A 13,636-nucleotide genomic window follows, 5' to 3' on the forward strand; every position below is an offset into this window, starting at 1 on the left:
AGTCGTCTATGGTCTACCGACCCGTGAGCAAAACGCAAAAGGTTCGACATGGACGAGCAGGCGACCTGGGCAGCTTACGAAAGACGGCTGCACAGGGTGAGCGACTACATCTACGGCCATCTCAACGAGGAGCTCGATCTCGATCGGCTCGCAGAAATCGCCTGCCTGTCGCCGCACCACTGGCACCGGATCTACCGGGCCGTCCACGGCGAGACGTTGGCGGCAACGGTCAAGCGGCTTCGGCTGCAGAAGGCCGCCGCCGATCTCGTGCAGTCCGATCTTCCTGTCGAAGCGATCGCGCAGCGCTCTGGCTACCCCAATGTTCAATCCTTCAACCGCACCTTCAAGGCAGTCTACGGGCTGCCGCCGGCGCGATATCGGAAGGAGGGCAGCCACAAAACCTTCGAAACCGCTTCATCGGAAGGAATTGCGGACATGTATGAAGTCACCCTCAAGGAGATCGATAGCTTCGATCTCGTCGGCGTCGCCCACACCGGTTCCTATATGGGCATTGGCAAGGCATTCGAGACACTCTACGGCACGCTGTTTTCGCGCAATCTTTTTCGCCCCGACATGGAGATGGTCGGCATCTACCAGGATGATCCGGAATTGGTGCCGACGGACAAGCTGCGCTCCTTTGCCTGCGTCACGGCCAAGCAGACCCTGCCTGCCGATGCGCCGCTGACACCCCAGACGCTCGACGGCGGCCGCTATGCCGTGCTGCGCCACAAGGGGCCTTATGCTGATATGCCCTTGGCCTATCAATGGCTCTACGGCACCTGGCTGCCACAATCGGGCCGCGAGGTGCGCGACAGCCTGATGTTCGAGAAATACCTCAACAACCCGCGCGACGTGCCGCCGACCGAGCTCTTGAGCGAGATTTACCTGCCCCTCAAGTAACGCTCGCCTGGCGCAACGCCGTGGCCATACGTGCGGAGTCGCCCCAGGTCGACAGCCATATCAGTATATTGGTGCACAGCGAGATGATGGCACGAAGGGCCCTCACGAGCATGTCTTCGTCGGTCAGCTGACCTTCGGCATGGTGCAGGTGCGCCAATTCCTCCTCCCGAATCGACAGGATGACGGCGTGAAGCTCGTCGTCCTTGCCCGAGAGAAAGTGCAGTTGGTCGTCGAGATGGCGATGCACGGCGGCTTCGACGGCTGCCGTGCATGCCCATATACCGCGTCGGCCGATAAGTGCCGTCAAAAAACCGAGGAGCCAGCCGCCCAAACTCCAAAACCGCATGACGCGGCAGGGGCGGGAATTTCGCGCCGGCATGGCGCCCCGAAAAAGCGAGCAGTGCTCGATTTCGTCTCCCAACATCTCGGAGAGCATGGGAACACATTCCGGATAAAGCCTCCGCGCGACTGCAATCTGCGCGGAGTAAATGCGGATCGCGCCAAATTCGCCGGCGTGGTTGACCCTGACGATCCGAGCGATCGTCAGGGCATTGCGCGGAGAAAGAAGCGCGGCCATTGGGCTCTTATGCCGGTCAGGCAGCCATTGCCTTCTTCAGGTTCTCGTCGATCTTGTCGAGGAAGCCGGTGGTCGAGAGCCACGGCTGATCGGGGCCGATCAGCAGCGCCAGGTCCTTGGTCATGAAGCCGGCTTCGACGGTGTCGACGCAGACCTTTTCGAGCGTTTCGGAGAATCGGGCGAGCTCGGCATTGCCGTCGAGCTTGGCGCGGTGTGCAAGGCCACGGGTCCAGGCGAAGATCGAAGCGATCGAGTTGGTCGAGGTTTCCTCGCCCTTCTCGTGCTGGCGGTAGTGACGGGTCACGGTGCCGTGGGCGGCTTCGGCTTCGACAGTCTTGCCATCCGGCGTCATCAGGACCGAGGTCATCAGACCGAGCGAGCCGAAGCCCTGGGCCACGATGTCGGACTGGACGTCGCCGTCATAGTTCTTGCACGCCCAGACGTAACCGCCGGACCACTTCAGCGCCGAAGCGACCATGTCGTCGATCAGGCGGTGTTCGTACCAGATCTTCAGTTCCTTGAACTTGTCGGCGAATTCTTCCTCGAAGACCTTCTGGAAGATGTCCTTGAAGCGGCCGTCATAGACCTTGAGGATGGTGTTCTTGGTCGAGAGGTAGACCGGAACCTTGCGCTGGATGCCGTAGTTGAACGAAGCGCGGGCGAATTCGGTGATCGAATCGTCGAGGTTGTACATGCCCATGGCAACGCCGGCCGACGGTGCGTCGAAGACGTCGTATTCGATTTCCTTGCCGTCCTCGCCGACGAACTTCATCGTCAGCTTGCCCTTGCCCGGGAACTTGAAGTCGGTGGCGCGGTACTGGTCGCCGAAGGCGTGACGGCCGACGATGATCGGCTTGGTCCAGCCCGGAACCAGGCGCGGAACGTTCTTGCAGATGATCGGCTCGCGGAAGATGACGCCGCCGAGGATGTTGCGGATGGTGCCGTTCGGCGACTTCCACATCTTCTTCAGCTTGAACTCTTCGACGCGGGCTTCGTCCGGGGTGATCGTGGCGCACTTGACGCCGACGCCATGCTTCTTGATGGCGTTGGCGGCATCGATCGTCACCTGGTCGTCGGTGGCGTCGCGGTTTTCCATGCCGAGGTCATAATACTCGAGATCGATGTCGAGGTAGGGATGGATCAGCTTGTCCTTGATGAACTGCCAGATGATGCGGGTCATCTCATCGCCGTCGAGTTCGACGACCGGATTTGCGACCTTGATCTTTGCCATGAATATGCCTCGTAGCTTAGCGGGACAGCGGGAGCGGTGTCCCTTCCTCTTTAGAAAAATCCAGAGCCCTATAGCATTGTGAAACGGCAAGGCAAAGCATGCTTGGCTGAAACTTTGGGTGGAGACTCGATCGACCGGCGGGCAGGGGCCGAGGCCGCGTTTTTGATCGGTTCAAGCCGGCCGCCGCCTTGAAAAGATCGGGGGCAGCGTTAAGCAGGAAGGAGCAGTGAAGCGGCGCCGGTCGATGGTCGCCGCAGCAGGCAAAAGGCATCCGATGGAAATTCGCTCCCGCGTGCGCGATTGGCTCCTGGCCAACGATCCTGCCTTTTCCCGGCTGCGCCAGGCGACGCGCATCACCGCGACGATCGTTTCGTCGGTTTGCCTGCTGGTGGCGTTCCACTTTCTCGTGGCGCCGCTGCCGCCGGCGGCCTACGGCCTTGCCGTTTCCCTCTCGATCCAAGGCGGCCTTGCCGTGCTCGATCGCACGCACGGCGAACAGCTGGTGACCCGCGTGATTGCCGTCATCGTCGGCGTCTCGATGGTTGCGCTGGCCTCGGTGCTGGAGGACCACCGCTATGTCTCGGATGTCGTCTTTTTGTCGATTATCTTCCTGGCGGTCTACTGCCGCTCGTTCGGAGCCAGATGGTTTGCCGTCGGCATGTTCGCCTTCATGTCCTATTTCATCGGAGCCTATCTCCGTCCGACGGTCGAGCAGTTGCCCGCGCTGTTTTTCGGTGCTGCGGTTTCGGCATTGGTCGCTCACCTTGTCCGTACCGTGCTTCTGCCCGACAACCGCTACCGCGACCTCATGCGCGCGGCCGCCAGCGTCCAGCAGCGCGTCGACGAGATGCTGGAGGAGCTGGCCGATGTCGCGCGCAGGCCGGCACTGCTCGAAACGGATCGCGCCCGGCTCCACCGGAGGGAGGAGCGCCTCAAGGAGGCGGTGCTGATGGCGGAAAGTTTCATTCCGACCGAAAAGCGACGCCCGGAACCCGAACCCGGCCTTGCCTCGTCGGATGTGGTGATCAACCTTTTCGACCTGCACCTGGCGGCCGAGAGCGTGATCGTTCTGAGCCTGCAGGCGATGCCGCCGGTTTCATTGATCGAAGCAATGCTTGCGCGAAATTCCGCCCTTATCGAAGCGGAGTCGGCGCGCATCGACCGCACGAATGAGAGGCTTGTCGAGACCGTCAAGGCACTCTCATGGCTGCGCAATGTTCGGCAGCGCCTTGCCCAGAGCCTCGAAAAACTCGACGCACACGATCTCGATGACCCGGTCGGACCAGCGATTGGCCAGCCGTCCGCACGTCCAAAGCTGACCGTGTCCAATCCGGCGCTCAAGGCGGCCATCCAGATCACGCTTGCCTCAGGCATCGCCATGGTCTTCGGGCTGATGCTGTCGCGCGACCGCTGGTTCTGGGCGGTACTGGCAGCCTTTCTGGTCTTCACCAACACCCGCTCACGCGGCGATACGGCGGTCAAGGCGCTGCAGCGCTCGGCCGGCACGCTGTTCGGCATCGTGGTTGGCATCGTCGTCGGCACGCTGGTCGCCGGGAACATCTACCTGGTGCTGCCACTGAGTGCGCTCTGTGTTTTTCTCGGCTTCTATTTCCTTGCGGTTTCCTATGCGGCGATGACCTTCTTCGTCTCTATCGTGCTCTCGCTACTTTACAGCCTCATGGGTGTGCTGACCCCACACCTGCTTCAGCTGCGCCTGGAGGAAACCCTGATCGGCTCCATCGCCGGTGCCGCGGTTGCCTTCGTGGTTTTCCCGACCCGCACGCGAACCTCGCTCGATCTGGCGATCAAGGCCTGGTGCGGCGAGCTGACGGGGCTTCTGCAAGCGGCGAAGGACGGCGGCTCGGGCATGGCGCTGATCATGCGGTCACAAGCCCTCGACCGCGCCTACCGTGATCTTGCCGCGGCGGCCAAGCCACTTGGCGTTTCCTGGCAGCTCGTCACGCGCCCCGGCCATGTGAGGCAGACGCTGGCGATTTTCATGGGCTGCACCTATTGGGGGCGCGTCTTTGCCCGCCGCGTCGTCGATGAGGCCGACGTGAGCGGCCCGACCTTTCATGGCGACATCGACGACAATCTGGCGCTGGTTCGCTCGATCGCGGAGAAGGGGGCCGGCTATTTCTACGACGTCGGCCGCGTCGCCGGGTCCGTCGATCGACATCTGCTGATATCGAAGGACGATGCGGAACTGGGGCTGGAGATGATCGGCATCTCCCTCAATCGTCTGCATCCGGCAAAACCGTGATGCCGACTGCCGTCGGCATGTCGGCCGGACTTTAATTTTCCGGGCTTTTGTGCGAGGGAAGCGCCGAACAGAAGGCGAAGGCGAAAGACATGGCAGGCACCAACAGCGAACGAGAACTCCTGACCGAAGGACCGGCGATCATTCTCGCCTATCCGCAGCTCGGCGAGAATATCGGCATGGTCGCCCGCGCCATGGCCAATTTCGGCCTGTCTGAACTGCGCCTTGTCAACCCGCGCGACGGCTGGCCGAACGAAAAGGCGCAATCTGCCGCCAGCCGTGCCGACCATGTCATCGAAGGCGCCAAGCTCTACGGCTCGCTGGAAGAGGCCATTGCCGATCTCAACTTCGTCTATGCGACGACGGCGCGCGACCGCTATGGCTACAAGCCGGTGCGCTCACCGATCGTTGCAGCGCGCACGCTCCGACAGCGCTTCCGCACCGGCGAGGCGACCGGCATCATCTTCGGCCGTGAGCGCACGGGCCTGACGAACGAGGAAGTCGCGCTTGCCGACGAGATCGTGACCTTCCCGGTCAATCCCGCCTTTGCCTCGCTGAACCTCGCCCAGGCCGTCCTGCTCATGTCCTATGAGTGGATGAAGACCGGCATGGAGAGCGAGGACGAGACGTCTTTCCAGGCGCTGGAGCAGCGTCCTGCGAAGAAGGACGATCTGCAGGGCCTGTTCGATCATCTCGAAGATGCGCTGGAAGCGCGCAACTATTTCCGCTCCGCCGACAAAAAGCCGAAATTGGTCGAAAATCTGCGCACCGTTCTGACCAGACCAGCCTTTACCGAAACGGAAATCCGGGTGCTGCGCGGCGTGATCTCGTCGCTGGATCGGTTTTCGCGCGAACATCCCCGGGGTTCCGGCGCTCCCGCTGATCACAGCAGGGCCGAGCACAACAGGAAAGTATCGGACAGCGGTGACAGCGACTGACCTGAAACCCATCCTCGTCTTTGACAGCGGCATCGGCGGGCTCACGGTTCTGCGTGAGGCGAGGGTGCTGATGCCGGAGCGGCATTTCATCTATATCGCCGACGATGCCGGCTTCCCCTATGGCGGCTGGGAGGAAGGGGCGCTGCGCGCACATATCATCGCGCTCTTTGGCCGGCTGCTGGCCGAGCACGATCCGGAAATCTGCGTGATTGCGTGCAATACCGCATTCACCCTGGTTGGTGCCGACCTGCGCGCCGCCTTTCCGGAGATGACCTTCGTTGGCACCGTGCCTGCGATCAAGCCGGCAGCCGAGCGCACGCGCTCGGGACTGGTTTCCGTTCTGGCAACGCCGGGCACGGTCAAGCGCGCCTATACGCGCGACCTCATCCAGTCCTTTGCCAGCCAATGCCATGTCCGCCTCGTCGGCTCGGAAAACCTCGCCAAGATGGCCGAGGCCTATATTCGCGGCGAGAAGCTGGACGATGCGGAGGTGTTGGCCGAGATCGCGCCTTGCTTCATCGAGATGGATGGCCGCAAGACCGACATCGTCGTTCTCGCCTGCACGCATTATCCCTTCATGGCCAATCTTTTCCGGAAACTGGCGCCGTGGCCGGTGGACTGGCTGGATCCGGCCGAAGCGATTGCCCGGCGTGCCCGTTCGCTGGTGCCGCTGCCCAACGGGTTCGAACCGTTGAACGGTGAGGACCCGGCGATCTTCACCTCGGGAAAACCGGATTTTTCGACGCGCCGGCTGATGCAGGGCTTTGGCCTGACAGTGCGGTAAACGAGCACTTCTTATCTGTGGGTTTCTCGCTTTGTACCGGGAAAACTTCGGGGAAGGGTGCTAGACCTCGGGGCTTGCGGGCGCTCGCCCGAAATCAGCTAAAGCATGTCCAGGAAAAGTGCGACGCGGTTTTCCGTCAGGAAATGCGTAAAAACTAAAGAGATAGAGCGCTTCTGCGACTCTGTCTGAACCAGAAGCGCTCTAAAGGCAGGATGAGGTACGGATGAAAGTCGGCATCGACATGGGAGCGACGTCCGAAGGGACTTCGGCCTCTCTCGATATCGAGGAGCTTCTGGCGACCCGTCTGCTGGTGCAGGGCAATTCCGGCTCCGGCAAGTCGCACCTTCTGAGAAGGCTGCTCGAGCAATCTGCGCCGTGGGTGCAGCAATGCATCATCGACCCCGAGGGCGATTTCGTCACGCTTGCCGACAAGTTCGGCCATGTGGTCGTCGAGGGCGAACGCACCGACGCCGAGCTGATCGGTATTGCGACGCGCATTCGCCAGCATCGGGTTTCCTGCGTGCTGTCGCTCGAAGGCCTCGACATCGAACAGCAGATGCGTAGCGCCGGCGTGTTCCTCAACGCCATGTTCGATGCAGATCGGGAATACTGGTATCCCGTGCTCGTGGTGGTCGACGAGGCGCAGATGTTTGCGCCGTCTGTCGCCGGTGACGTCACCGAAGAGGTCCGCAAGATCTCGCTCGGCGCCATGACCAATCTCATGTGCCGCGGGCGAAAGCGTGGGCTTGCGGGCGTGATCGCCACCCAGCGCCTGGCAAAGCTTGCCAAGAACGTTGCGGCGGAAGCATCCAACTTCCTGATGGGCCGCACCTTCCTCGATATCGACATGCTGCGCGCCGCCGACCTGCTCGGCATGGACCGTCGCACAGCCGAAATGTTCCGCGATCTGAAGCGCGGTTCCTTCGTTGCCCTTGGCCCGGCACTGTCGCGCCGTCCGCTGAAAGTGACGATCGGCGCCGTCGAGACCTCGGCGCGCTCGACGAGCCCGAAGCTGATGCCGCTGCCGGAAGCGCCGCAGGATGTGGAAGATCTGATCTTCACTCCCGACGCCGACGAGCTGACACGGCCGATCACGCGCCGTGCCGCGCCACCGCCGCGCCCGGCGACCGATATTCTCGCCGAACTGTCGCGACCGCGTCCGGAGCCGATGGCTCCTGTGGAAGCCAAGCCGGCCCAACCGGAAATGTCGGCGGAAGAGCGCGGCGCACTGCTCGACAGCCTGTTTGCCGAGATCCTCGCCAATCCAGACGCCGCGTTCCGGCCGGATGCCGAGCTGTTCCAGGATTTTCTCGTGCGCTGCCGCATTCGCCGTGTGCCGGGCGCGGCACTCTCCCTGAACGCGTTCCGTCGCAAGATGGCAATCGCCCGCTCCGGCGTCGATGCCGAGACTGCGGCGACAGACGCCTGGGCGTCGGCGCTCAGGCTTGCCGATCGCGTCACCGAGGATTTGCAGGGCGTGTTCCTGATGATGGCACAGGCGGCGGTGCGTGGCCTTGCCTGTCCGTCGGACGCGATGATCGCGCGCGCCTATGGTACGCATTCCGCGCGTCGCGCCAGACGTCTGCTCGGCTATTTCGAGGAGAATGGGCTCGTCGTCGTCCATGCTGACTTCTCCGGCAAGCGTATAGTCGCATTCCCTGACCTCGGCCACGAGACTGCGCCGGGCGACGCCAACGGCCCCGACATTACCGATACGGGTCGCGCCGCAGCGGAGTAGCTGATATGCCGGAACGATATGCGGGCAAATCCCTGCATTTCCTGTCATATTCCGTTGACATTCCGTCATTCTCTCAGTAAACACCCGCCCAACGCCGGGCAGAAATGTCCGGTGTTTCATTTGACATGTCCCGTGGTTTCTCCGGCAGCGTGATCGTGAGAATCCTGTCAGAACTCTAAAAATGGGTTCAGAGGAGGGCGTGTTTCCTTGATCCGGTTTGGCAACAAACCGGTGTAACCGACTGAAAGGAAATGCGATGAGCAAGCGCGAATCGTCCAAGTACAAAATTGACCGCCGTATGGGCGAAAACATCTGGGGCCGTCCGAAGTCGCCGGTTAACCGCCGCGAATACGGCCCGGGCCAGCACGGCCAGCGTCGCAAGTCCAAGCTTTCGGACTTCGGTGTGCAGCTGCGCGCCAAGCAGAAGCTCAAGGGCTACTACGGCGACATCCGCGAAAAGCAGTTCCGTGCGATCTTCGCCGAAGCTGACCGCCGCAAGGGCGACACCCCGGAGAACCTGATCGGCCTGCTCGAATCGCGCCTCGACGCGATCGTCTACCGCGCAAAGTTCGTTCCGACCGTTTTCGCTGCACGTCAGTTCGTCAACCATGGCCACGTCAAGGTTAACGGCGTTCGCGTCAACATCGGTTCCTACCGTTGCAAGCCGGGCGACGTCATCGAAGTCAAGGAAAAGTCCAAGCAGCTCGTGACCGTTCTTGAATCGGTTCAGCTCGCTGAGCGCGACGTTCCTGACTACATCGAAGTCGACCACAACAAGATGGTTGCGACCTACGTCCGCGTTCCGGTTCTCTCCGACGTTCCTTACGCCGTCGTCATGGAGCCGCACCTGGTCGTCGAATTCTATTCGCGTTAATCCGAGGCCCTGGCCTTGTGAACGATCGAAAGCCGCCCGGAGACGGGCGGTTTTTTTGTCTCTTCAGATATCTGGCTCTTTTGATCTGCCGCGCGACAGTACGGCTCTATGAGCCAGGCGCAGGCCGATGACTTGCGCGGTGAAAGGGAAGTCGCATGCCGGAGCAGAAGACGCCGCAGGACCTGCAGGCGATCATCGAGGACATTCACCGCGAACTGACGCCACGGCTCGGCGAGGGCAAGGTCGCGGATTACATCCCGCAGCTCGCGCGCGTCGATCCCAAACACTTCGGCATGGCGATCGTCACCACCGACGGGCAGGTGCACCGGGTCGGCGATGCCGAGGTGCCTTTCTCCATCCAGAGCGTCTCCAAGGTATTCACACTGACGCTGGCGCTCGGCAAACACGGCGAGAACATCTGGCATCGCGTCGGGCGCGAACCGTCAGGCTCTGCCTTCAACTCGATCGTCCAGCTCGAGCAGGAAGGCGGCAAGCCGCGCAATCCGTTCATCAATGCCGGCGCCATCACCATCAGCGACCTGATCCTTGCCGGACACACGCCGCGGGAGCTGATCGGCGAAATCGTGCAGTTCGTCCGCTATCTCGCTGACGACGACGCCATCGTCATAGATCATGAGGTCGCCCGGTCCGAGACGGCGACGGGATACCGCAACTTCGCGCTTGCCAACTTCATGCGCGCGTTCGGGCGGCTCGATCATCCGGTCGAGCACGTGCTCGGCGTCTATTTCCACCATTGCGCGCTCGCGATGACCTGTGGCCAGCTCGCCAAGGCCGGCCTGTTTCTGGCAGCCGCCGGAACCAACCCGCTGACCGGCCACTCGGTCGTGTCGCGACAGCGTGCGCGACGCATCAATGCGCTGATGCTGACTTGCGGCCACTATGACGGCTCGGGCGATTTTGCCTATCGCGTCGGCCTGCCCGGTAAGAGCGGCGTCGGCGGCGGCATTCTTGCCGTCGCGCCTGGCAAAGCCTCGGTGGCCGTCTGGTCGCCCGGGTTGAACGAGAACGGCAATTCGCTGCTGGGATCGCTGGCGCTGGAGATGTTGGCCGCGCGCACCGGCTGGTCGGTGTTTGGCTCCTGATTTCGGTTGGAAGGCCGTTTTCCCTTGATCTTGCTGTGGGAACGGGGCAAGTGCTGGCCGTGACGTGCCGAGCGCTCATTTGTCCTGTGCCGGCCCCATTCCAGGATCGTTGCCATGGATCATTCGCCAGCCATTTCGCCTGACGCAATCGACATTGCCGTTGAAGACGGCGACATCGAGACAGGCCTTCATCCGATCTTCGAACGCATGCCGTCGTCCGTCTCCTTCAACAAACTGCGCAAGCGGCTGCTGCGGCAGACGCGGCAGGCGCTGGACGATTTTGGCATGTTGAAGGGCGCCAAGCGCTGGCTGGTCGGGATCTCCGGCGGCAAGGACAGCTACAGCCTGCTGGCACTGCTGATGGACCTGCAGTGGCGCGGGCTGCTGCCCGTCGAGCTGGTCGCCTGCAATCTCGACCAGGGCCAGCCGAATTTTCCGAAGCATATCCTGCCGGAATATCTCGCCTCGATCGGCGTGAAGCATCGCATCGAATACCGCGACACCTATTCCATCGTGAAGGAAAAGGTGCAGACCGGAGCGACCTACTGTTCGCTCTGTTCGCGCTTGCGCCGCGGCAATCTCTACCGGATCGCGCGCGAGGAGGGCTGCGACGCGCTGGTCCTCGGCCACCATCGGGAAGACATTCTCGAAACCTTCTTCATGAACTTCTTCCATGGCGGCAGGCTCGCCTCGATGCCGGCGAAGCTTCTGAACGACGAGGGCGACCTGATGCTGCTGCGGCCGCTGGCCTATGCGGCGGAAGACGATCTGGCGAAATTTGCCGCTGCCATGGAATTCCCGATCATTCCTTGCGACCTCTGCGGTTCGCAGGACGGGCTGGAACGCAACGCGATGAAGGCGATGCTTGCCGATCTCGAACGGCGCATGCCCGGCCGCAAGGATACGATGCTGCGGGCACTCGGCCACGTGAACCCGTCGCATCTGCTTGACCCCAAGCTTTTCGACTTCCAGTCCCTCTCACCGGAGCCCAAAGAATGAGCCATTCCGTCGACATCGCCGCCCTTGCCAATCTGCTGCAGGAGGCCGCGGTCAAAGAAATCCTGCCGCGGTTTCGCAATCTCGGTGCGGGCGATGTCCGGATGAAGTCGGAAGCGATCGATCTCGTCACCGAGGGCGACGAGGCGGCCGAGCGCCTGATCAAGGCGCGCATGGACGAGATTGCGCCGGGCGCCGTATTCATCGGCGAAGAATCCGTCGCTGCCGATCCGGCGCTGCTCGACAAGCTGGCTGATGCCGATCTCGCCGTCGTCGTCGATCCTATCGACGGCACTTTCAACTTCGCGGCCGGCCTGCCGCTGTTCGGCGTGATGGCGAGCGTCGTTTCCAAGGGCGAGACGGTTGCCGGCATCATCTACGATCCGCTCGGCAACGATTGGGTGATCGCCGAAAAGGGCTCGGGCGCCTGGATGTGCCGCCCTGACGGCTCGCAGGAGCGCATGTCGGTGACCGTAGGCGTTCCGCTTGAAAGCATGGTCGGCGGCGCCTCGACGGGCTTTTACAAGCAAGAGGCACGGCGCGAGGTCATGGCCAACATGGCCAAGGTCCGGATCGCCACCAGCTACCGTTGTGCGGCGCACGAATACCGCATCCTTGCCGGCGGCTACATCCACTTCCTGATGTACCAGAAGCTGATGCCCTGGGATCACCTGGCCGGCACGCTGATAGCGCTGGAGGCAGGCGCCTACGCCGCTCGCTTCGACGGTTCGCCCTATCTGCCTGCCCATCTCAATGGCGGCCTGCTGCTGGCCACCGACAAGGACAGTTGGGAAACGCTGCGCCGCGAAGTCTTCACCGTCTAACAAGACGAAATCATAGAAACACAAAGCCCGCCGGGATCGCTCCAGGCGGGCTTCTTGTTGGTCCGGTTTAAATCTACATATGGCCGCCGCCGTGGTCGAGCGAGACGTCCTTGTCGCCGGGATGGGTGAAGAGCTTGCCCTTCTCGGCCCAGAGCGTCGCCAGGACCGTCACGAGGCCGAAGACGGCGAAGCCCCCGAACAGCGGCTGCAGCGTGCCGTTGAACAGTTGGCCTACGGCGCCGCCGAGCAGCGCGCCGCCGGTTGTCGAGACGAAGCCGGTGATGGCGGTCGCCGTGCCGGCAAGGTGACCCATCGGCTCCAGGCTGATCGCGGTGAAGTTGGTCGCGATCACCGCGAAGAACATCAACAGCACAGAGAACATGAGGTAGCTGACGACGAAGGCCGGCGTACCCCAGAGCGACATGACAAAGCCGATCACCGAAAGCAGGGTGAACAGGATCATCGACACATGCGAGATGCGACGCATGCCGAAGCTGCGCACGAAGAAGCCGTTGGCGAAGTTTGCAACGGCGATGCCGCCGGCGGTGCCGGCAAAGGCGATCGGCAACCAGTCGCCGAGGCCATAGACCTCGCCGAAGATCTGCTGGACGGTGACGATGTAGGCGCAGATCACGGCGGTGAACAGCGTCATGCCGATCATGTAGCCGCAGGTGATGCGGTTGGTCAGCACAGTCTTGAAACCGGTTGCGACCGACGATACCGAAAGCGGCAGCCGCTCTTCCTTCGGCAGCGATTCCTTCATGCGGGCCAGTGCCCAGACGAAGAGGACTGCGCCGATGATCCCGATCAGGATGAAGATCCAGTGCCAGTTGGCATAGAGGATGACGAGTTGGCCGATGGAAGGCGCGACGATCGGAACGATCATGAAGACGATCATGACGTAGGACATCACCCGCGCCATCTCGCGACCGCCGAAGCAGTCGCGCACGATCGCCATGGTGGTAATGCGCACGGCGGCTGCACCAATACCCTGGACGAAGCGCAGGACGAGCAGCATTTCGAAGCTCTGCGTGAGGGCGGCGGCAAACATCGACACGGTGAAGAAGGCAAGGCCCCCGAGCAGCACGGTGCGCCGTCCGAATGTATCGGAAAGGCTACCGAAGAAGATCTGCGAAAGGCCGAAACCGAGGAAGAACACGCCGATGACGAGCTGGGTGTCGTTGGAGTTGGCGACGCTGAGCGACTGGCCAATGCTCGGCAAAGCCGGCAGCATACTGTCGATGGCAATCGCCACGCTCGCCGTCATGACGGCAATGGTGATGATGAACTCGAGGAGGCCCATGTTGAGGCGCGCTGCGCCCGAAACCCCGTCGACATGGTCGGATTGTGTGGTGATTGAGGTCATTGTGCGTACCCGTAAGAGCAGATCTGGGAGGAGAAATCCGGTTGG

Annotated in this window: 12 protein-coding genes; 9 read left to right on the forward strand and 3 right to left on the reverse strand. The window is 62.1% G+C overall.

What is annotated here, in order from left to right; all coding sequences use genetic code 11:
* Positions 1 to 48: 48 nt before the first annotated feature.
* Entirely contained in the window at positions 49 to 900 is an 852-nt protein-coding gene (locus BC363_RS26085; RefSeq protein WP_065780148.1) for an AraC family transcriptional regulator, read from the forward strand.
* Here the strand turns inward: BC363_RS26085 and BC363_RS26090 are convergent.
* Together BC363_RS26090 and BC363_RS26095 are read right to left on the reverse strand one after the other, a co-directional pair.
* Positions 893 to 1,477, reverse strand: coding sequence for a demethoxyubiquinone hydroxylase family protein (locus tag BC363_RS26090; RefSeq protein WP_065780150.1), 585 nt, complete (start codon positions 1,475 to 1,477; stop codon positions 893 to 895). The two genes, BC363_RS26085 and BC363_RS26090, sit on opposite strands and share 8 nt — an antisense overlap.
* A 16-nt stretch (positions 1,478 to 1,493) precedes the next feature.
* On the reverse strand, positions 1,494 to 2,708 hold the full coding sequence (locus BC363_RS26095) for an NADP-dependent isocitrate dehydrogenase (RefSeq protein ID WP_065780152.1): 1,215 nt from the start codon (positions 2,706 to 2,708) through the stop codon (positions 1,494 to 1,496).
* Positions 2,709 to 2,982: 274 nt separating this feature from the next.
* On the opposite strand from BC363_RS26095, the gene BC363_RS26100 reads away from it, so the two are divergent.
* The 8 genes from BC363_RS26100 to BC363_RS26135 all read left to right on the forward strand — a co-directional run bounded on the left by BC363_RS26100 (position 2,983) and on the right by BC363_RS26135 (position 12,225).
* Positions 2,983 to 4,971, forward strand: coding sequence for an FUSC family protein (locus BC363_RS26100; protein WP_065780364.1), 1,989 nt, complete (start codon positions 2,983 to 2,985; stop codon positions 4,969 to 4,971).
* An 89-nt stretch (positions 4,972 to 5,060) separates the two neighbouring features.
* Positions 5,061 to 5,906, forward strand: coding sequence for an RNA methyltransferase (locus tag BC363_RS26105; RefSeq protein ID WP_065780154.1), 846 nt, complete (start codon positions 5,061 to 5,063; stop codon positions 5,904 to 5,906).
* On the forward strand, positions 5,893 to 6,690 hold the full coding sequence (gene murI / locus BC363_RS26110) for a glutamate racemase (protein WP_065780156.1): 798 nt from the start codon (positions 5,893 to 5,895) through the stop codon (positions 6,688 to 6,690). Before BC363_RS26105 ends, murI begins: the two co-directional genes overlap by 14 nt.
* A 223-nt stretch (positions 6,691 to 6,913) precedes the next feature.
* Positions 6,914 to 8,428, forward strand: coding sequence for an ATP-binding protein (locus BC363_RS26115; RefSeq protein WP_065780159.1), 1,515 nt, complete (start codon positions 6,914 to 6,916; stop codon positions 8,426 to 8,428).
* Between the two features lie 256 nt (positions 8,429 to 8,684).
* Positions 8,685 to 9,302: a 30S ribosomal protein S4 gene (rpsD, locus tag BC363_RS26120; RefSeq protein ID WP_065780161.1), complete on the forward strand. Its 618-nt coding sequence runs from the start codon at positions 8,685 to 8,687 to the stop codon at positions 9,300 to 9,302.
* A 155-nt stretch (positions 9,303 to 9,457) separates the two neighbouring features.
* Positions 9,458 to 10,405 (forward strand): glutaminase, encoded by a 948-nt coding sequence (locus BC363_RS26125; protein ID WP_065780163.1) that lies wholly within the window; start codon positions 9,458 to 9,460, stop codon positions 10,403 to 10,405.
* Between the two features lie 114 nt (positions 10,406 to 10,519).
* Positions 10,520 to 11,404, forward strand: coding sequence for a tRNA 2-thiocytidine(32) synthetase TtcA (gene ttcA, locus BC363_RS26130; protein WP_065780165.1), 885 nt, complete (start codon positions 10,520 to 10,522; stop codon positions 11,402 to 11,404).
* Positions 11,401 to 12,225: an inositol monophosphatase family protein gene (locus tag BC363_RS26135; RefSeq protein WP_065780167.1), complete on the forward strand. Its 825-nt coding sequence runs from the start codon at positions 11,401 to 11,403 to the stop codon at positions 12,223 to 12,225. The genes ttcA and BC363_RS26135 overlap by 4 nt, the downstream gene beginning before the upstream one ends.
* A gap of 73 nt (positions 12,226 to 12,298) precedes the next feature.
* On the opposite strand, the gene BC363_RS26140 is transcribed toward BC363_RS26135, so the two are convergent.
* Positions 12,299 to 13,591 (reverse strand): multidrug effflux MFS transporter, encoded by a 1,293-nt coding sequence (locus BC363_RS26140; RefSeq protein WP_065780170.1) that lies wholly within the window; start codon positions 13,589 to 13,591, stop codon positions 12,299 to 12,301.
* Between the last annotated feature and the right edge of the window lie 45 nt (positions 13,592 to 13,636).

The sequence above is a fragment of the Ensifer sp. LC384 genome (assembly GCF_001695865.1).
Lineage (GTDB): Bacteria > Pseudomonadota > Alphaproteobacteria > Rhizobiales > Rhizobiaceae > Ensifer.

Coding starts and splice junctions, on each gene's coding strand:
- BC363_RS26100 (WP_065780364.1), top strand. CDS start 2,983: ATGGAAATTCGCTCCCGCGTGCGCGATTGGCTCCTGGCCAACGATCCT.
- BC363_RS26125 (WP_065780163.1), top strand. CDS start 9,458: ATGCCGGAGCAGAAGACGCCGCAGGACCTGCAGGCGATCATCGAGGAC.
- BC363_RS26105 (WP_065780154.1), top strand. CDS start 5,061: ATGGCAGGCACCAACAGCGAACGAGAACTCCTGACCGAAGGACCGGCG.
- rpsD (WP_065780161.1), top strand. CDS start 8,685: ATGAGCAAGCGCGAATCGTCCAAGTACAAAATTGACCGCCGTATGGGC.
- BC363_RS26085 (WP_065780148.1), top strand. CDS start 49: ATGGACGAGCAGGCGACCTGGGCAGCTTACGAAAGACGGCTGCACAGG.
- BC363_RS26140 (WP_065780170.1), bottom strand. CDS start 13,591: ATGACCTCAATCACCACACAATCCGACCATGTCGACGGGGTTTCGGGC.
- ttcA (WP_065780165.1), top strand. CDS start 10,520: ATGGATCATTCGCCAGCCATTTCGCCTGACGCAATCGACATTGCCGTT.
- BC363_RS26095 (WP_065780152.1), bottom strand. CDS start 2,708: ATGGCAAAGATCAAGGTCGCAAATCCGGTCGTCGAACTCGACGGCGAT.
- BC363_RS26090 (WP_065780150.1), bottom strand. CDS start 1,477: ATGGCCGCGCTTCTTTCTCCGCGCAATGCCCTGACGATCGCTCGGATC.
- BC363_RS26135 (WP_065780167.1), top strand. CDS start 11,401: ATGAGCCATTCCGTCGACATCGCCGCCCTTGCCAATCTGCTGCAGGAG.
- BC363_RS26115 (WP_065780159.1), top strand. CDS start 6,914: ATGAAAGTCGGCATCGACATGGGAGCGACGTCCGAAGGGACTTCGGCC.